Origin of the sequence: Shewanella sp. Isolate8 (assembly GCF_022398495.1) — a bacterium.
In the GTDB taxonomy this organism is placed as follows: Bacteria; Pseudomonadota; Gammaproteobacteria; order Enterobacterales; family Shewanellaceae; genus Shewanella; species Shewanella aquimarina.
In genome coordinates this window covers 31256-49779 of sequence record NZ_JAKEVI010000007.1, presented here as the reverse complement: position 1 = coordinate 49779, position 18524 = coordinate 31256, and the positions used below count along the sequence as shown (strand labels likewise).

At 56.7% G+C, this 18524-nt stretch carries 18 protein-coding genes; 13 read left to right on the top strand and 5 right to left on the bottom strand.

From position 1 onward, the window contains the following. Positions 1 to 60 precede the first annotated feature (60 nt). The 5 genes from L1D43_RS19315 to L1D43_RS19295 all read left to right on the top strand — a co-directional run bounded on the left by L1D43_RS19315 (position 61) and on the right by L1D43_RS19295 (position 5009). Positions 61 to 441 carry a GntR family transcriptional regulator gene (locus tag L1D43_RS19315; protein ID WP_239854111.1) on the top strand — a complete coding sequence of 127 codons (381 nt, stop codon included), beginning with the start codon at positions 61 to 63 and terminating at the stop codon, positions 439 to 441. 14 nt (positions 442 to 455) lie between these two features. After that, on the top strand, positions 456 to 1301 hold the full coding sequence (locus L1D43_RS19310; protein WP_239854109.1) for an ABC transporter ATP-binding protein: 846 nt from the start codon (positions 456 to 458) through the stop codon (positions 1299 to 1301). Then, positions 1298 to 2560 (top strand): hypothetical protein, encoded by a 1263-nt coding sequence (locus tag L1D43_RS19305; protein WP_239854108.1) that lies wholly within the window; start codon positions 1298 to 1300, stop codon positions 2558 to 2560. The genes L1D43_RS19310 and L1D43_RS19305 overlap by 4 nt, the downstream gene beginning before the upstream one ends. 127 nt (positions 2561 to 2687) lie before the next feature. Next, positions 2688 to 4484: a long-chain fatty acid--CoA ligase gene (locus L1D43_RS19300; protein ID WP_239854107.1), complete on the top strand. Its 1797-nt coding sequence runs from the start codon at positions 2688 to 2690 to the stop codon at positions 4482 to 4484. A 120-nt stretch (positions 4485 to 4604) separates the two neighbouring features. Continuing rightward, positions 4605 to 5009: a thioesterase family protein gene (locus L1D43_RS19295; RefSeq protein WP_041509764.1), complete on the top strand. Its 405-nt coding sequence runs from the start codon at positions 4605 to 4607 to the stop codon at positions 5007 to 5009. Positions 5010 to 5014: 5 nt separating this feature from the next. Here the strand turns inward: L1D43_RS19295 and L1D43_RS19290 are convergent, their stop codons facing one another. Further along, positions 5015 to 5260: a GNAT family N-acetyltransferase gene (locus L1D43_RS19290; protein WP_239854106.1), complete on the bottom strand. Its 246-nt coding sequence runs from the start codon at positions 5258 to 5260 to the stop codon at positions 5015 to 5017. A gap of 97 nt (positions 5261 to 5357) precedes the next feature. On the opposite strand from L1D43_RS19290, the gene L1D43_RS19285 reads away from it, so the two are divergent. Then, on the top strand, positions 5358 to 6383 hold the full coding sequence (locus tag L1D43_RS19285; protein ID WP_239854105.1) for a Solitary outer membrane autotransporter beta-barrel domain: 1026 nt from the start codon (positions 5358 to 5360) through the stop codon (positions 6381 to 6383). Between the two features lie 15 nt (positions 6384 to 6398). On the opposite strand, the gene L1D43_RS19280 is transcribed toward L1D43_RS19285, so the two are convergent. Together L1D43_RS19280 and mtnC are read right to left on the bottom strand one after the other, a co-directional pair. Then, a complete protein-coding gene (locus L1D43_RS19280; protein WP_239854104.1) occupies positions 6399 to 6827 on the bottom strand; it encodes a thioesterase family protein in 429 nt (142 codons plus the stop codon). A 145-nt stretch (positions 6828 to 6972) separates the two neighbouring features. Beyond that, positions 6973 to 7650, bottom strand: a complete 678-nt coding sequence (gene mtnC / locus L1D43_RS19275) for an acireductone synthase (RefSeq protein WP_239854103.1) — start codon at positions 7648 to 7650, stop codon at positions 6973 to 6975. 274 nt (positions 7651 to 7924) lie between these two features. Between mtnC and L1D43_RS19270 the strand changes: the two genes are divergently transcribed. The 3 genes from L1D43_RS19270 to L1D43_RS19260 all read left to right on the top strand — a co-directional run bounded on the left by L1D43_RS19270 (position 7925) and on the right by L1D43_RS19260 (position 10765). Continuing rightward, positions 7925 to 9079, top strand: a complete 1155-nt coding sequence (locus L1D43_RS19270) for an alpha/beta hydrolase-fold protein (protein WP_239854102.1) — start codon at positions 7925 to 7927, stop codon at positions 9077 to 9079. A 274-nt stretch (positions 9080 to 9353) separates the two neighbouring features. Next, on the top strand, positions 9354 to 10301 hold the full coding sequence (locus L1D43_RS19265) for a PDC sensor domain-containing protein (RefSeq protein WP_239854100.1): 948 nt from the start codon (positions 9354 to 9356) through the stop codon (positions 10299 to 10301). 239 nt (positions 10302 to 10540) lie between these two features. Next, positions 10541 to 10765: a GDCCVxC domain-containing (seleno)protein gene (locus L1D43_RS19260; RefSeq protein ID WP_239854099.1), complete on the top strand. Its 225-nt coding sequence runs from the start codon at positions 10541 to 10543 to the stop codon at positions 10763 to 10765. A 910-nt stretch (positions 10766 to 11675) separates the two neighbouring features. On the opposite strand, the gene hutI is transcribed toward L1D43_RS19260, so the two are convergent. Beyond that, positions 11676 to 12902, bottom strand: coding sequence for an imidazolonepropionase (hutI, locus tag L1D43_RS19255; RefSeq protein ID WP_239854097.1), 1227 nt, complete (start codon positions 12900 to 12902; stop codon positions 11676 to 11678). Positions 12903 to 13082: 180 nt separating this feature from the next. Between hutI and hutC the strand changes: the two genes are divergently transcribed. The 4 genes from hutC (at position 13083) to L1D43_RS19235 (ending at position 17773) form a co-directional block, all read left to right on the top strand. Further along, positions 13083 to 13790 (top strand): histidine utilization repressor, encoded by a 708-nt coding sequence (gene hutC / locus L1D43_RS19250; RefSeq protein ID WP_239854095.1) that lies wholly within the window; start codon positions 13083 to 13085, stop codon positions 13788 to 13790. 121 nt (positions 13791 to 13911) lie between these two features. Further along, the gene (gene hutU, locus L1D43_RS19245; protein WP_239854094.1) at positions 13912 to 15582 is read left to right on the top strand and encodes a urocanate hydratase; all 1671 of its coding nucleotides are present in this window, start codon (positions 13912 to 13914) and stop codon (positions 15580 to 15582) included. A gap of 27 nt (positions 15583 to 15609) precedes the next feature. Beyond that, positions 15610 to 17142 carry a histidine ammonia-lyase gene (gene hutH / locus L1D43_RS19240; RefSeq protein WP_239854093.1) on the top strand — a complete coding sequence of 511 codons (1533 nt, stop codon included), beginning with the start codon at positions 15610 to 15612 and terminating at the stop codon, positions 17140 to 17142. Positions 17143 to 17293: 151 nt separating this feature from the next. Then, the gene (locus tag L1D43_RS19235) at positions 17294 to 17773 is read left to right on the top strand and encodes a PaaI family thioesterase (protein ID WP_239854091.1); all 480 of its coding nucleotides are present in this window, start codon (positions 17294 to 17296) and stop codon (positions 17771 to 17773) included. Positions 17774 to 17827: 54 nt separating this feature from the next. On the opposite strand, the gene L1D43_RS19230 is transcribed toward L1D43_RS19235, so the two are convergent. Continuing rightward, entirely contained in the window at positions 17828 to 18505 is a 678-nt protein-coding gene (locus tag L1D43_RS19230) for a DUF3157 family protein (protein ID WP_239854089.1), read from the bottom strand. Positions 18506 to 18524: the final 19 nt, after the last annotated feature.

Below are 18524 nucleotides of genomic sequence, written 5' to 3'. Positions count from 1 at the left end.
TCTATGTTAATTTAGTACTGTATCGGTGTATCAATGTATTAATACAGTGAATAAAGGCTAATGCTAGATTTACTCAATGTCAACCCCAGTAATGGCGACCCCATCTACCGCCAGCTTAGCGATCAGATAGTACGTCTGATCGTCGGCGGCCAGCTGCAACCTCAGGAGGTATTGCCTTCGGTGCGGCAGATCGCCGAGCACCTGGCGGTCAACCCCATGACGGTCTCCCGCGCCATTCAGCAGTTGGTGGAGCAGGGTTGGCTCGAGCGTCGTCGCGGCCAACCGACCCGGGTGGCGCAGCGTGGCGATAGCCAGGGCACCTCAAGTTCAGACTTGATGGCGCCTCAGGTCAATTCACTCATCGATCAGGCAAAGCAGTTAGGGGTAAGCCTAGAAGAACTCAATGCCATCATCGCCAAGGCATGGCTACAGACGCAATAAAGGAACAGATGCAGATGCAAGAGAGCAATCAAGCCATATTGGCCTTCCATGGGATCAGCAAGGCGTTTGACGGCAAGCTAGCCATTGACGATCTGTCTATGACCCTCTATCCCGGCATGGTGGTAGGCTTGCTGGGGCAAAATGGTGCGGGCAAGTCGACCCTGATGCGCTGCGCCCTGGGGATCCTCGAGGTTACCGAGGGGCAGATAGAGATCCTCGGCGGTACCAGCAACAACATCAGCTCGGCGCAGAAGGAGCTGATAGGTTATGTGCCTCAGCAACCCTTCGGCTATGAGGGCTTCACCGTCGGGCGCGCCCTCGCCCTGCATCGCAGCTTCTATCCCAACTGGGACAGGTCGCTGGAGCAGGAGTGGCTGAGTCGCTTCCAGCTCGATGGGACGCAGCAGGTGCAGCGTCTGTCGGTGGGACAGCGCCAGTCGCTGGCCTTGATCATGGCGATGGCCTATCGCCCCAAGTTGTTGATCCTCGATGAGCCGGTTGCCAGCCTGGACCCTATCGCTCGGCGCGAGTTTATGTCGGACCTATTCGATCTGGCGTTGGATGCCGGCTCGGCGGTGCTCTTCTCTTCACACATCACCTCAGATCTCGAGCGGGTCGCCAGCCATGTGGCCCTGATGCGCAAGGGCAAGCTGGTGTTGTTTAAAGAGATAGACGCCCTCAGGGAGAGCGTGCAGCTGGTGAGTCTCAAGCCGGGCGAGTCTCTGCCCGAGGGGCTTGTTGTGCTCAACCGTCAGCAGGATAAGCTGCTGGTGGATCACTATGAGGCCGCCATGGCACCAAGCTTCACCTCAGTGACGCCAATGAACCTGGAACAACTCTTCATGGAGCTGCACAGATGATGCCTAAAGCGCTGCGCGGTATGGCGCGCTTCTGGCTGTTCGATGTGGGCAGCGCCAGCTTTCTCGGCACCGGGCTATTGGCGCTGGTGATGATGCTGGTGCTGGCGTTCTCGGGCAAATACGACGCCATGCCTATCATGCTGGGGATGATGCAGGTCTCTACCTGCGCGGCGATCGCCTGGCAACTCAATCGCCTGTCGGCCACCGAGTGGGCCAGCCTGGTGCCCGGCTACGCCGAGAGCATTCAATGGCAGGCGCTCATCGTGGGCATTATCGCCACCTTGATCTCGCTAACTGCGGCGATACTATTGCCCCTCGAGGCGGCGGTTCAGCAGGTGCTGCTGGCGAGCCTGGCTGGGGTCGCCTTCATCTATTTCTGTCGCCGACACATCAAGGGGTTCTACTTTTCTTTCGCCCTGTTTCTGCTGCTGCCCTTTACACCTGAGATGACGGCGTTTCTGCCTAGCCTCAGCTTCTACCTGGTGCCGCTGGCCGTCGTGGGGCTTATCTATCTGATCCGTGCTGATCTCAGGGCCGAGGTTTGGCACCTGGAGGCCAGATCTGTCTACCTCAATGGCCTGGAGATGGGCTGGTTCTGGTTGCCGAACCTTGGTTCGAATAGCCTGATGAATCGTCTGGACAGGTGGCTGCACCCGGTGAACTTCTTCGTCGGCCCCATGCTCTCCATGATGCTGGTGTTACTGCCTGCGCTGGCGCTGCTGCTAGGGCTGGTAAATTATTTTGTCGGCATCGAGCTGCCCGTGCTCTTCATCATGGGTCAGTTCAGCGCCGTCGCCTGTACCTTAGTGCACTGGAGTCGTGTGCAGAGATGGCGGGCGACTGAGACCCTCTATATCTTGCCGGGCTTCGACGGTAAACAGGGGCTGATCGAGGCCTTCGCCAGCGCCCAGTATCGTCTGCTGGGGTATTTCACCGGCACCATGGCGCTGCTGGCGACCTGCACCCTGATACTCAATCCAGACTTTACCCTGCTCATCTGGAGCCATCTGGTACTCAGCACCTTCTGCGTCTGCGCCTTCTTGCTGGGCCTGGGCTGCGCCGCCCGCAGCGCCATGCATATCTCACTGAGTATGTTAGTGGTGATCTGCCATGCCATCTGGTTGTCCACCGCATTGGTAGCACTGCGCGAAGGCAGAGATCTCACCACCTATGTGACCCTGGATATTGGCCTGGTGGCTTTTTCTCTGCTAACGCTTTGGTGGGGCAAGCGAAAGTTGTGGCGTGACGCCTTGGCCTGATCCGACTAGTGCCTGGCTTTTGTGCTCCAATTAACATTATTGGAGCAAAAACTCTTATTTTTTGGCCGCCATTGCAGTAAAATGCGCCAAAACAGGTACAAGTGTACGCTAAAAAGGTCAGAAAATTATGTCGCTCCAACAGTATCATCCCATCAGCCTGATGCAGGCCCAGAGCCAGCAACGTGGCGATGCCATCGCGCTGGAAGGCTATGGCTTAGCCGCTCCCTGGCAGCAGATAAGTTGGCGACGCTTCGATGAGATTGGCGACCAGGTTGCCAAGGCGCTGATCGCCTCTGACTTTGACCCCCAGGACAAGGTGGTAATCCTGTCGCAGAACTGTCCCCAGTGGACCTGTGCCGATGTCGGTGCCCTCAAGGCCAAGGCCGTTGTGGTGCCCATCTACCCTACCAGTACCCTGGAACAGGCGCGCTACATCATAGACGATGCCCAGGCTAAGCTGATTTTCGTCGGCGACGCCGAGCAATATGGCATGGCCCGTGAACTGCTTGCACTCTGCCCCAGCCTGACCCAGATAGTGGTCTTCGATGCCGAGGTGGCACTTAAGCAAGAGGAAACGGCTGTTCATTTCGATAGTCTGCTTACCCAAACCTATTCGCCCGAAGTCGAGGCCGAGCTAGGGCGTCGTTTAGCTAACCTGGACCTGGACGATCTGCTGACCCTGATCTACACCTCGGGCACCACGGGTGACCCTAAGGGCGTGATGCTGGATTATCGTAACATCGCCTCTGTGGTGCGTCAGCACGATACGATTTTACCTTTTACGCCGGGCGATGTGTCGCTGGCCTTCCTGCCGCTGAGCCATGTGTTCGAGCGGGGCTGGAGCTTCTATGTGTTGTGCCGCGGCGGCCACAACGTCTACCTTAACGACCCTATGACGGTGAAAGAGGCGATCGTCGATATTCGTCCCCATACCCTGTGTGTGGTGCCACGTTTCCTGGAGAAGGTTTACAGTGCGGTGCAGGACAAGGTGAACAAGGCGCCCGACACCCGCAAGAGGCTGTTTGCCTGGGCCATGTCGGTGGGCGAGCGTCAGTTCGAGGTCAGCCAGGGCAGGGCCAAGAGCTCCTGGTGGCTCAAGACCCAGTGGAAACTGGCTCATAAGCTGGTGTACAGCAAGCTGCAACAGGTATTGGGTGGCAGGCTTAAGTTTATGCCTTGCGGTGGTGCGGCGCTGGATCAGAACGTGGCCAGCTTCTTCCACGCCATTGATATTCCCGTGCTCTGCGGCTATGGCATGACGGAGACCACGGCGACCGTGACCTGTAATACCCTGGATAACCGGGTGGCTGGCTCTAACGGCAAGACCCTGCCGGAAGTCGAGATCAAGCTGGGTAAAGACAACGAGATCCTGGTGCGCGGTGATACCGTGATGCGCGGCTACTACAATCGTCCCCAGGAGACTGCCGATAGCTTCGAAGATGGTTGGCTGAAGACGGGGGATGCCGGTCAGCTAGACGCGCAGGGTAACCTGTTCATCACAGACCGCATCAAGGAGTTGATGAAGACCTCTAACGGTAAATATATCGCGCCCCAGCGGGTCGAGGGCAAGGTAGGCTGCTGTCCCTTCATCGAGCAGGTGGCGGTGATCGCCGATGCCAAAAACTATGTGACCGCGCTTATCGTGCCCGCTTTCGAGTCGTTAGAGGCCTGGGCCGAGGAGAAGGGCTTGCATTACGAGTCGCCCATTGAGCTGCTGCGTCACAGCCATGTGATCGAGCACTTCGAGCAGCGTCTCAAGCATCTGCAGCAGGAGCTGGCGGGCTTCGAGAAGATCAAGAAGTTTACCCTGTTACCCGAGGCCTTCTCTATGGAGGCCGGTCTGCTGACACCGACCATGAAGCTGAGGCGTAAGATGATCTATCACAAGTACGCCACCGAAATTAACGCCATGTATGTGAAGTAATTAGATCTTAAGGGCGTCTCGCAACGAGGCGCCCTTAGGTCGAAAGTCCATCTTGCATCCCAAGGGCTTCTCGGTTAGCGTATTCCCACAAAAATAACGACTTAGCCTTAGGAGCTCCCTGTGCCGTTACGCTCTTTCAGTTTAACCATTCAACCCAGATTCAATGAAACCGATGGCCTGGGCCATATCAACAATACCGTTATGCCCGTCTGGTTCGAGGCGGCGCGTGAGCCCATCTTCGCCATCTTCAATCCCTCGCTTAATCTGGCGGAGTGGAACCTGATCGTGGCGGGCTTTACCATCGCCTACACCTCGCCGACCCAATATGGTCTGCCGGTGGAGATCAAGACCTGGATCAGCCGTGTGGGTAATGCCAGTTTCGAGGTGGCGCAGCAGAGCTGGCAGGGCGGGAAGATGACCGCCGAGGCCAAGACCACCCTAGTGCATTACGACTATAGCGTCGACAAGAGCCAACCCATAGGGGAAGAGGTGAAGCAGGCGCTGCTGACCCTGACCGGCGAATAGGCGGGTTACAAAAACTTCTGCACGTACCAGCAACTGGCAGTGATGGCGAGTTGCTGGGACTTGGCCCACGCTAATCCATGGCGCACCAGGCGCCCGGCCACGCCTTGTCCCCTCAGTTCATCCGGCACGAAGGTGCGAACAAAATCTACCTTGTCGCCTTGTCGTTGATACTCTAATACCGCATCATGGCCGGCAATAGATAACACAAATCGTTGCTGGTCGGCCTGGTGTCGAATCGTCTCTTGCGTCATAGTCTGCCTCTCGTTTGACGGGATGAAACTTAACGTTAGCACAGGGTGATAAAATTAGTAACAAGATGATTTTGTTAAAATTAGATGAGGCCTTCGCGTGAAAATCAAGGGCCATATACTCCTTAAGAGCGCGCTGACCCGCTGGCTTGGGCTCTGTGTTGGGGTTTACGTTACTCAAGCATTGGCTGCTCCGGAGATTAACCTGCGCCCCGCCGTCGAGGCCAAACTCAAGGGGGACATCACCAGTGCCATGGTGCTCACCGATGCCAACCTGATCACCTTAGGGATAGTGGATTTTAATCCCAACACCATAGTGGATCTGAGCGAGATAGGCGATGTCGGTAGCGAGGAGTCGCTTGAGCGGCGCAGTCAGCTCACCTCCTATACCTTGCCCTGGGAGAGCGACACAGTGCCGCTCTCGCCCGAGTGGTCCCAAAGCATCCAAGTTCGCCTCTCCTACGTGCACGCCAGCGACAGCATACAAGGGCTGGAGGATGAGACCATCAGTAGTCCGATCAAAGATACCAGCTACCTGCTGGCGGGCGAGTATCGCTGGAAGTATCAGATAAACCAGCAGTGGCGTGCAATGTTTGGCCTCGGTGCCCAACTGCTCTGGCTGGAGAACACCTTAACCTATAAGGATCCCTTGCTGAGCAAGATTAGAGGCCAGCTCGATGAGAAGCTGGTGAACACCAGCTATGGTGCCATCATGTTAGATCCCAATGTCGAGGTTAGCTATACCGGCGACCTGCTGGGCAATAAGTGGGAGTTTATCAGCACCCTCAGATACGGCATAGGCCGTAGCCTGTTGACCGATGATGGCATGCAGGCCGTCACCCCTCAGGTCGGGCGCCTGAGCAATGCCCTGGTGTTTCACTATGGCCTGCCCGACTTCTTCGAGCGACAGAACGAGATGCGTCTGTTGGCCAAGCGAATCGATCTCAGTGGCGACGTGATAGACCCCATGGGCACGCGCCACTACTACGAGTTTGGCGCCGGCTGGCTAGTGCAGACACCATCCTTTTCATCCTGGCTGCGCAACATAGGGATAGGCATTACCCTCAACATCAACAGCGGCCTCAGTGGTGGCGGCATAGTGTTGCTGTTTAACGAGGAGATGTGACTTAGGCTAGCCCGGCTAGTCTGCGCAGTGTTGCTGAAGCACAGCCAGTAGCTCGTCGGGTAACTCGGCCTTGGTTTGCTTGTTAAAGTCGAACATGACGGCGACCGAGGAGCCCGTGGTGGTGATCGCCTGTTGTCGCTCGCTGAACACCTGATAATGCATGGTGAAACGATCTTTATGAATATCGCTGATGCTGACGCCGACCAAGAGGGTATCTGGGAAGGTGACCGGGCGCTTATAGCGGGCATTAATGTCGCTGATCACCGGCCCCATGCCCGACTTATAGAGTTTATCCAGTGGAAACAGCTGATTAAAAAAGTCGATACGTGCCGTTTCGAAGTAACGGAAATAGACCACATTATTGACGTGCTGCAGGGCATCCATTTCACCCCAGGCAACCTGGATGCGGGTATGGAAGGGAAAGCGACTAACGAACTGCTCCATATCTTAACCTTTAATTTCAAACAAGCGTTTAGTTTTGGCTTAAGATATCAGCATCTCGCCACAATACCAATCCCCGAGCCTTAAGTGATACTGAGGGCAACAAAAAAGGCACCCTGGGGTGCCTTTTTGCTTCTAATCGACGGCTTTAGAAGTTCAACTCTTTAAAGTTGGTGATCTGTGGGTAGTCGCCGGTGCGCTGAGTGGTCTCGCGTACCATCTGAATCACTCGCATGCCAGCCTGCTCCGCCGCCTTCAGCTCTTCTAGCACATCCGAGATAAACAGTACCTGCTTAGGTGCCAGGCTGATGGTGTTGATGATGTTGCTGTAGGCCTGCTTAAACAGTTTGTTGCCGGTGCGGGTGTCGAAGTGACCATCGAAGTATTCGGTCAGGTCGCCGCCGTCGCTGTGACTGAACAGTAGCTTCTGTGCATCCACTGAGCCAGAAGAGAAGCTGTAGAGTCGTACGTTCTGCGCCTTAATATCTTTCACGCTGTCGATGAAGTCAGGGTAGATGTGACCCTTAAATTCGCCCTTGGCATAGCCCTGTTTCCAGATCAGGCCTTGCAGCGTCTTAAGCGGGGTCGCCTTGCGATCTTCGGCAATCCACTGCTGCAGGATCTCGATCACGCGTTCCAGCGACGCATCCGGCTCCAGCGCGATATCTTTTACATCGCTGATGCAGTTGTCGACTAATACATTAGTTTGATTCTCTTCTAAAAAATCAGCGAGGGCCTTAGACGAATAGGGAAAAAGGGTGTCCTGAATAAAGTTCAGGTCGGTTGTTGTACCTGCTGTATCTACAACTATGGCTCGAATACCCATAACGTTGGCTTACTCCACTATGCATTAATCGTTAAATGACAGGCCAGATCCTAAGCGGAAAATGTCCCTTTGGCTAGTGAATTATCGCCAGAATTCACTCCCTTAAAGACGAAATACCAGCCTAGTGCAGCACGGCCACAGATTGACGAGTATCTCGCTGAAAAGCATACTCATTTGCTATGTTAAAAAATAGCACCTCACCTTGCTAGTCGTCGCGCCTGGGTGAGCGCCTGCTAATCACTTAGTCATTTAACAAGAATAATAAGGAATACACGTGATAAATAAATGGATTGCTGGTGTTATCTTACTGCTCGGCAGTGGCTTGAACCTGGTTCAGGCTGCGCCGGCCAACCTTGAAACCCTGATGGTTAAGGCGCCGAGTGTCGACAAGCCCATGGCCTTCAAGGTCACCCTGCCCGCCAGTTATGGCAACAACCCAGATAAGCGCTATGTGCTGCTGTTTGATTTCCATCCCCGCAGCCGAGGCTATCTCGAGGGGATGCATGACTGGATGAGTCATAACGGCGACTGGCCCTGGCTGGAGACCATAATCGTCACCGCGCCCGACGGCGACCAGGCGCTGGGCAAGTTGAAGAGTCAGGCGATAGAGCAGGAGGGCAGCGTCGCCCTGCTGGACTTCATGGAGCAGTCGCTGCTGCCCGCTATCGACGCCAAGTATCGCACCAATGGTTTTCGTATCATGAATGGCTTTACCGGCAACGCCGGCCTGGTGCTCTACACCCTGCTCAATCGCCCCGAGCTGTTCAACGCCTACCTGGCGGCGAGCCCTGTGCTGAGTGACGATTTTGCCTATGTTATGAAGTCGGCCGCCGACAAGCTGGAGAAGCTCAAGGGCAAGCCTCGCTACCTGATGCTGACCACCAGCGACAGCGGTTTCGAGCAGCGTCAGCTGGCGGACTTCGCCGCCATGGAGGAGCTGCTCGAGACCACAAATCATCCGGCGCTGCACTATAAGGTGAAGCGTTTCGACGGCACCTACTATATGACCCAGCCGATCCTGGCGACCGCCTACGGCATAGAGTGGCTGTTCGACGACTATCACAGGGTGCTCTCGCCAGACTCAGAGATCGCCAAGGGGGGCGTGAAGGCGATCCTCGACCACTATAGTTACCTGTCGCAGCAGAAGTATGGCTTCCCCGTACCGTCTACCGATTCGCTGATCGCCCTGGCGGATGCCGAGTTTGCCAAGGATAAAGACAAGGGGTTAGCTGTCTATCAGGCGGCGGTGGAGGCCAACCCCGACTCCCACACCGCCCACGATGCTTTGGCCCGGGCCTATGGCGAGCTGAAGATGTTCGACTTAGCCATAGACCAGCAGAAGCAGGCGCTGGCCAAGACAGATCACCCCTTCTGGACCCGCAAATACAGCGAGAGCCTGGCGACGTTAGAGGCGCAGCAGCGGCACTAATTGATTCTACATAAGGTTATCTTCACCCTTTACCTGTGTTGAAATACCCCGGCATCTGCCCTCTTTTGGTGCAGATGCCTGTTTGTTTGGGCAGTAGTCAGCGAGAATTGCACGCCCTGGCTCCGGCGATTCATCTCACTATCAGTCTTTCATTGCCTAGTTTTACGGCCTATGGCGCGGCGTTTTTCCCAGTCTTAGCCTGGTTTCTGTGCCCGCGAATGGGATTGGCGTCATAGTTGCAAAGCTTAGAGCCGTTATCTAAGGGGAGCAGTCTATGGCGGCAATGAGTTATCTAAGCGTGATCGAGCGGTACCATGAACATGAGCAGCTGGTGAAGGAGTTGCTGGAGTCGATTCTGGTGGGAATAAGCGATCCCCTGATGCTGTCCGACCCCGGCTTTCGGGTGCGGGCCATGGCCGAGATTGCCAACAGCTATCCCTTTATCGAGCTGCTCTATGTGCTCGATGGCGATGGGGTGCAGATCAGCGACAACGTGGCCATAGTTAATCGTGTCGTGCAGGCGATCCCCGTGGGGCGTAACCTGAGCCGCAGCCACAGGCCTTACTTCTCCAAGGCGCAGGAGACTGAGCGACTCAAGATCACCACCCCCTATCTCTCCAACGCCAGTGGCCAGCTCTGCCTGTCGGCCTCCTATCGTATCGAAGACGACTCGGGTCGGGGCTTCATCGTGGTGGATATCAATCTCACTCAGCTGATCGAGTTTATGATGGGCGATCGGGCCAGACGCAGGGCGACGCCCCTGTTCAAGGGGGTCTATACCGCGTTGGTGGTCGGGCTGTTTATCATGGTACTCGTGCTCATCAGCATGGCGACCGTGGATATCGCCGCCCTGCTCGCTGAGGGAGTTGTGCCCAGTGGCTCAATCAAGCCCTTTAGCATCATCATCTTTATCACCCTGGCCCTGGCGGTGTTCGATCTGGGCAAGACGATCCTCGAAGAGGAGGTGTTGATGCACAAGGATATCTTTCGTCACAGCTCCACCCGGCGCACCATCACCCGTTTCATCTCCACTATCTTGATCGCCATCTCCATCGAGGCCCTGCTGACCATGTTTAAGGCCTCACTGGGAGAGATGAAGTATGTGCAGCCCGCCATTGGCATGATGTTCGCCGTGGTCGGCCTGCTGGTGGGGCTGGGGATCTATGTGTTTCTCGGTGCCAAGGCCGAGCTGCTGCTCAAGCAGGGCAATGGTAGGCCTTAGGCCCTTATCCCTTAAACCTTAGGCGACAGGTTGCAGAGCTGAGGCATCAGCCTGGCGAGTACAGGTACGTCTGTTGGATAGCCCTAAACCTGAGCCAAGAACTCCTTCTCGGTGGAGCCCTCCGCCTTAAGCTGTTGCTCCTTTGCCTCAGTAGATCGATGTGAGTTAACTACTGTTTATTCGCGCACAATAGGCGTAGTTTAGGGTTAAGGTCTATTGCCTGGGAGGTTTGGCGAGTCATGGTTAGTGATCTGGTGTTAACGTCTGAAATCACCTGCCCCCATTGTGGGCATATTCGGCAGGAGACTATGCCCACCAATGCCTGCCAATTCTTCTACGAGTGCCAGGGCTGCCATAAGCTGCTAAAGCCTCTCCCCGGCGACTGCTGCGTCTTCTGCTCCTACGGCACGGTGAAGTGTCCGCCAATACAACTTGGGCAGTGTTGTCAGGGTAGGTCTTCCTGAGACCCAGAATGGTGGGGATTAGCGCGGGCTCTCTTTAATAACGGTTTGGATCTGAACCTGTGAGGTAAAGAGCAAATTATTAACTTTGCGCTGAGTTGTCATTTGTATAGGTGATTGTAAATCTTACCATAATTGCTGTTAATCGCCTGCCGCGGGCTTATGTGCAGGTACGTCTTCGGGACGCTGTAAAGCCATCCCTGGCCGCTTAACGAAAACATCCCTGTTTTCGATACCCTCAGACATACCTACACACCTTATCCAACGTCTCTTCGATTAACCTGATTTTGTATCTGTTAGGTCAACAGAAGGAAAACTCATAAGCGATAGAAGAACAAGGAAATATCCAAATTTGATCGCATTTCATAGATGAAATAGTTGAGGCCAAATCGAAGAGACAGATGACCGGGTGTAAGCACGCTTTTGGCCTTCGGTGGCAAGGATGCCACCGCAGAGCCCCCAGGGACGGGCTTGCTGCGTGCCAAAAGTGTGCTTGCACATGAGCCCACCGCAGGTGATAGGTTGCCATGGCGTCATGGCTTTCAATTACTTATTAAATATCAAAAGCTGAAGCGAAGAATTTACAGCTATATATTTGCTGACTAGGAAGTCATTTGGCATTTATGCCATTACAGTTCATGGAGGGATGGGCTTGAACAACGTCCCTGTTTAAAAGCCAGTTCGGCATCCATGCCTCTCGTTTGTGAGCTAGAAGCTGCGCTTCACTCACCGTGCCAAAAGTGTGCTTGCACATGAGGTCGTTCTTTCACATCCATGTGATCACGACATTAGCATGTCCTTATGCTGCACCCACCGCAGGTGATAGATAACCTATTAAGCCATGGTTATCTCATTCACTTGCCAGATACCAAAACCCTTAGGGGCACAAAACAAGAAGATTACTTCATCATCTTTATTGATGAACCAAGTTCCCGTTTTTCACCACTTCCTTACACACATCCACCCCATAGCTGTAGGCCAGCGCCGCTGGTGTGGTGATATCCCAAAGGCAGAAGTCGGCCTGCATGCCAGTTTTGAGTACGCCAACTGAGTCCTCGACTCCCAGCGCCTTGGCGGCGTTGCGGGTCATGCCCGCCAGAGCTTCCTCTGGGGTGAGGCGGAACAGGGTGCAGCCCATATTGAGCATCAGCAGGCTGGAGCAGAGTGGCGACGAGCCTGGGTTGTAGTCGCTGGCTAGCACCATGGGCACCTCGTATTGGCGGAGCAGGTCGATAGGCGGCATCTGGGTTTCCCGCAGGAAGTAGAAGGCGCCGGGAAGCAGGGTGGCGCAGGTGCCGCTCTCGCTCAGTGCCTTAACACCCGCCTCATCCAGATATTCGATATGATCCACCGACTTGGCGCCCAATTTGGCCGCCATGGCCGAACCGCCCAGGTTCGACAGCTGCTCGGCGTGCAGCTTGATATCCAGTCCAGCCTGCTTGGCCGCGCTAAGCACCCGCTCTGTCTGTGCCAGGCTGAAGGCGATATTCTCACAGAAGACATCCACGGCATCGGCCAGCCCTTCTTGGATCACCGCGGGTAGCATCTCATCGACCACCAGATCTACATAGGCGTCGCTGTTGTCCTTGTACTCGGGCGGGATGGCGTGGGCGCCGAGGAAGGTGGTCTTCACATCCACATGGTGATGCTTGCCCAGTTCGCGGGCGACCCTGAGCAGCTTAAGTTCGGTTTCGGTATCCAGGCCATAGCCGGATTTTATCTCGACCGTGGTCACCCCCTCCTTGGCGAGGGCGTTGAGGCGTTGGCGTCCCAGCTCGAACAGCTCGGCCTCGCTGGCCTCGCGGCAGGCGTTGACCGTGCTGATGATGCCGCCGCCGGCGCGGGCGATCTCTTCATAGCTGGCGCCTTGCAGGCGGAGCTCAAACTCGTTGGCGCGGTTGCCGGCAAACACCAGGTGGGTGTGTGCGTCGATAAGGCCGGGTGTGAGCCAGCCGCCCTTGCCCCTGTAAACCGGCGTTGACAACACATCGAACTCGGGCAGCTCGCTGCGGGGACCCATCCAGGCAATCTTACCCGCCTTGACGGCGATGGCGGCATCGGTGATCGCACCATAAGGCGCTGAAATTTCAGGGTCCATAGTGGCGATGTTGACGTCAATCCAAACCTGATCCCAAGTCATTGTGTATCCCTCAAGTGGCGCGCCCCTCTGAGGGCGGCAATAAATTTGTGTGAGCTAGCTTGTATTTACTTGTATATACAAGCTAGGATTATAGCGGTAAATTTCAGCATTTGAAAAGTGTAATCGAGTTTGCGGCTATGTCCGGGGCGATAGCAACCCGGCAGCCCACAAGGAGCGGAGATGGCGACGCCTAAGTTTGCAGAGATCAAACAGTTCATTCTGACCAAGGTGGAATCTGGCCAGTGGCAGCAGCATAGCCGCGTGCCGTCGGAGAACCAGCTGGCCGAACTCTTTGGCTGCAGCCGCATGACGGCACGCCGCGCCCTGACCGAGTTGACCGAATCTGGGGTGCTGGAGCGTTCTCAGGGCCTGGGCACCTTCGTGGCCGGGCTGAAGTCTCAGTCTTCCATGATGGCGATCCGCAACATTGCCGACGAGATCAAGGACAGGGGCCATGGCTATAGCGTCAAGCAGCTCGAGCTGACCCGCGTTCGCGCCACGGCGCCCATCGCCATCTCACTGGGGCTGGAGGAGGGCAGCGAGGTGTTCTACTCGGTGCTGGTGCACTGCGAGCAGGGGACGCCGCTGCAGCTGGAGGAGCGTTTCGTTAATCCGCAACTGGTGCCCGACTACCTGGATCAGGATTTTAGCCTGCAGACGCCCCACGAATACCTCTCCTTGGTGGCGCCACTTACCGAGGCCCGCCACACCATAGAGGCTGTGGTGGCTGACGAGACTCAGCGCGCGCGTCTGCAGATAGAATCTAGCGAACCTTGCCTGCAGATCCTGCGTCGCACCTGGTCCCGCCAGGGGGTGGTGAGTTTCGCCCGCCTGCTGCATCCGGGCAGCCGTTTCCGCCTCGGTGGACACCTGACCTTTAATCGCTAGTCAGCGAAACAGATTTCGGGATCGCCTGTTCCCTCGGTAGCCAATAGGTTGCGACAGGTAGTAAGACACAGATAAACATAAAAATAATGTCATTAAGACAAGCACAATTGAGGTAAGCAAGATGGATAAGAGACACGACCCAAGCCGTCGCATCATAGCGCCACATGGCACTACGCTGAGCTGTAAGAGCTGGCTCACCGAGGCGCCGATGCGCATGCTGATGAACAACCTGCATCCTGATGTGGCCGAGCGCCCGGAAGACCTGGTGGTCTACGGTGGTATCGGCCGTGCGGCGCGTGACTGGCAGTGCTACGACAAGATTATCGAGGTGCTACAGCGCCTCGAAGAAGATGAGACCCTGCTGGTTCAGTCGGGCAAGCCTGTGGGCGTGTTCAAGACCCACAGCAATGCGCCGCGCGTCATCATCGCCAACTCTAACCTGGTGCCACACTGGGCCAACTGGGAACACTTTAACGAGCTGGATAAGAAAGGCCTGGCCATGTATGGCCAGATGACCGCGGGCTCTTGGATCTACATCGGCTCACAGGGCATAGTTCAGGGCACCTACGAGACCTTCGTGGCCATGGCCAAGCAGCACTTTGGTGGCGATGCCAGCGGCAAGTGGATCCTCACCGGCGGCCTGGGTGGCATGGGTGGCGCGCAGCCACTAGCCGGTACCATGGCAGGCTACTCTGTGCTGGCCTGTGAGGTGGATGAGACCCGTATCGATTTCCGTCTGCGTACCCGTTATGTGGACAAGAAGGCCACTAGCCTGGATGAGGCGCTGGCGATGATCGACGAAGCCAATAAGAGCGGCAAGCCCGTGTCTGTCGGCCTGCTGGCCAATGCCGCCGACGTGTTTGCCGAGCTGGTGGAACGCGGCATCACCCCAGATGTGGTAACCGACCAGACCTCTGCCCACGACCCACTGAACGGCTACCTGCCACAGGGCTGGACATTAGAGTATGCCGCCGAGATGCGTAAGCAGGATGAGGCGGCCGTGGTCAAGGCTGCCAAGCAGTCGATGGCGGTGCAGGTGAGAGCCATGCTGGCCCTACAGGCGGCAGGTGCGGCAACCACTGACTATGGTAACAACATTCGCCAGATGGCGTTCGAAGAGGGCGTGGAAAATGCCTTCGACTTCCCCGGCTTCGTGCCAGCCTATGTGCGTCCACTCTTCTGCGAAGGCATAGGCCCCTTCCGCTGGGCGGCGCTCTCTGGCGATCCGGCAGATATCTACAAGACAGACGCTAAGGTTAAGGAGCTGATCCCAGACAACCCACATCTGCACAACTGGCTGGACATGGCGCGCGAGCGCATCGCCTTCCAGGGCTTGCCGGCACGTATCTGCTGGGTCGGCCTGAAAGACAGGGCGCGTCTGGCTAAGGCCTTCAACGAGATGGTGAAAAACGGTGAGCTGTCGGCGCCAATCGTGATCGGTCGTGACCACCTGGATTCAGGCTCTGTGGCCAGCCCTAACCGTGAGACCGAATCTATGCTTGACGGCTCGGATGCGGTATCGGATTGGCCGCTGATGAACGCCCTGCTTAACACGGCAAGCGGCGCGACCTGGGTGTCTCTACACCATGGCGGCGGCGTCGGCATGGGCTTCAGCCAGCACTCGGGTGTGGTGATCGTTGCCGATGGTACCGATGAGGCCGAGGCGCGTCTGGGCCGAGTGCTGTGGAACGACCCTGCCACCGGCGTGATGCGTCATGCCGATGCGGGCTATGAGATCGCCAAGCAGTGCGCCAAGGAGCAGGGCCTGGATCTGCCCATGCTCGACCTATAAAAACAATAAGAACAAGAGGTTGTAATAATGAGTCATTTAGTATTAAAGCCAGGCACCCTGAGCCTGGCACAGCTAAGAGCCATCAGCCGTGGCAAGGTGAGCCTGGAGCTGTGTGACAGCGCGGTTGCCGACATCAACACCAGTGCCGGTCTGGTACAGAAGGTGATCGACGAAGGCCGTACCGTCTATGGCATCAACACAGGTTTCGGTCTGCTGGCCAACACTAAGATTGGTGAGCAAGATCTGCAGCTGCTGCAGCGCTCTATCGTGTTGTCACACGCCGCCGGTACCGGCCAGTATATGCAAGACGCGACCGTGCGCCTGATGATGGTGCTGAAGATCAACTCCCTGAGCCGTGGCTTCTCTGGCATTCGTCTCGAGGTGATCAACTTCCTGATCGCCTTGGTGAACGCCGAAGTTTACCCATGCGTGCCCGAGAAGGGCTCGGTAGGCGCCTCGGGCGACCTGGCACCACTGTCACACATGTGTCTGCCGCTGCTGGGCGAAGGCGAGATGAGCTACAAGGGGCAGATCATCTCGGCCGCCGAAGGCTTGGAGATCGCCGGCCTTAAGCCAATCGAACTGGCGGCGAAGGAAGGTCTGGCGCTGCTTAACGGCACCCAGGCTTCTACTGCACTGGCGCTGGAAGGTCTGTTCAACGCCGAAGATCTGTTTGCGGCCAGCTCGGTGATCGGCGCCATGAGCGTCGAGGCCGCCATGGGCAGTCGTAGCCCATTCGACCCACGCATCCATGCGGCCCGTGGTCAGAAGGGTCAGATCGACTCGGCCGCCGTGTTCCGTCACCTGCTGGGTGATGAGTCTGAGATCAGCCTGGACCACATCAACTGTGAGAAGGTGCAGGATCCCTACTCGCTGCGTTGTCAGCCACAGGTGCTGGGTGCCTGTCTGACTCAGATCCGTCACGCCGCCGAGGTGCTGGCCACCGAAGCCAACGGCGTAACCGATAACCCATTGGTGTTCCAGGATACCGGCGACATCATCTCGGGCGGTAACTTCCACGCCGAGCCTGTGGCCATGGCGGCAGACAACCTGGCGATTGCTTTGGCCGAGCTGGGCTCCATCGCCGAGCGTCGTATCGCGCTATTGATCGACTCTAACCTCTCTAAGCTGCCACCATTCCTAGTGGAAAATGGCGGGGTGAACTCAGGTTTCATGATCGCTCAGGTGACTGCGGCGGCCCTGGCCTCTGAGAACAAGACCTACGCCCATCCTGCCTCGGTAGACAGCCTACCGACCTCGGCTAACCAGGAAGATCACGTCTCTATGGCGACCTTCGCGGCGCGCCGTCTGCGTGATATGTCGGAAAACTCCCGTGGCGTGCTGGCGGTCGAACTGCTGGCGGCGGCCCAGGGGCTGGATTTCCGCGCTCCGCTGCAGCCCGCGACCGCCGTGGCCAAGGCCAAGGCCGAGCTGCGTGAGGTGGTGGCCTACTATGACAAGGACAGATTCTTTGGTCCGGATATCGAGGCTGCTACCGACCTGCTGCTGAGCGCCAGCTACAACCAGTATCTACCGGCAGGCGTGCTACCTAGCCTCTAGTGGAAATGCTGTGAGTGAAAAAAGGGCCTTAGGGCCCTTTTTTATTGGCTGGCATATAGGCTCAACAGCGATAGACCTAGTCCATAAGTCTGTGTTGCCATGGGGGCGCTATCCCGCTAGCGTAGAAGGCCAATTTGTCGAGGAGTTTACTATGCAGGGAATCGCTTTTCAGGATGCCTACCCGGATGATCTGAGCCACTGCTATGGCTGTGGCCGCAATAACGAGCAGGGTCACCAGCTCAAGAGTTACTGGCGCGGCGAGCAGACCATAGCCCACTTCATGCCCAAGTCCTTTCATACGGCGATCCCCGGCTTCGTCTATGGTGGCCTTATTGCCTCATTGATAGATTGTCACGGTACGGGCAGTGCCAGCGCCGCGGCCCAGCGTGCGCTGGAACAGGCGGGCGAGCAGCTGGATGAGCCGCCAAGATTTGTCACCGCCGCCCTCAATATAGACTACCTGGCGCCGACCCCCATGGGCGTGGAGCTGGAGCTAATCGGTGAGATCAAAGAGGTGAAGCCACGCAAGGTGGTGGTGGAGATTGCCCTGTCGGCCGCCGGTAAGCTGTGCGCCCGTGGCCATATGGTGGCGGTCAAGATGCCAGAGACCATGGCCGCAGTGCCCGCATAACAAAACAGGCCACTAGGGCCTGTTTCTACTTTCTACTCGATACTCACGCCGTCGTTAGCGCGAGCTCATGTCGATGATCTTCAGCGTCATCAGCTCCTTGCTCCACTGGGCCTTGTCGATGCCTTCGATCCAGAAGGTCTCGCTGTTGCGTGTCTGCCCCTTACGCAGATAGGTCTCGGGCACACGGAAGATCGCCTGCCAGACGTTGACCGTCTCAGTCTTGATCAGCTCGCCCGAGTCGGCGAACAGACCTATCTCCATCTCGATGATCACATAGTTTTCTTCGCTGTTGCTGCTGAGCTCGAAGTTGAGCCCCAGGCGACCCTTGCTGTCCCACTGGCTCTTGAGGTAGCTCACCTTGGCGCCGCCTTTGGCGGTGGTTCTGAGCAGGTTGGCGCGATCCATGGCCGATGCCGTCATGGCGCCGCCCACGACTGGGCCGCTGGCGATCACCACAGGCTGCACCTTGGCGACGGGCTGGCTTGCCTGCTCGGCTTGTGTCTGGGCTGCGTCAGTCCCTTGGCTTTCTATCGCTTGGCCTTCTGTTGTGGCAGAGGTGGTCTGAGGCGTCAGGAACACATATTCCCAGGTAAAGTCGGCGTTGAGTCTGACGGTGGCGCCATTCTCTAGGGTGATCAGGGCGACGGCATCGTCAGCCTTATCGGCTGCAAAGGCGGGAGCCACCAGGAGGAAGAGTGCCATGATGGCGCAGCTTTGTAGTGCTTTATACATTGAATTTAACCAGTTTTAG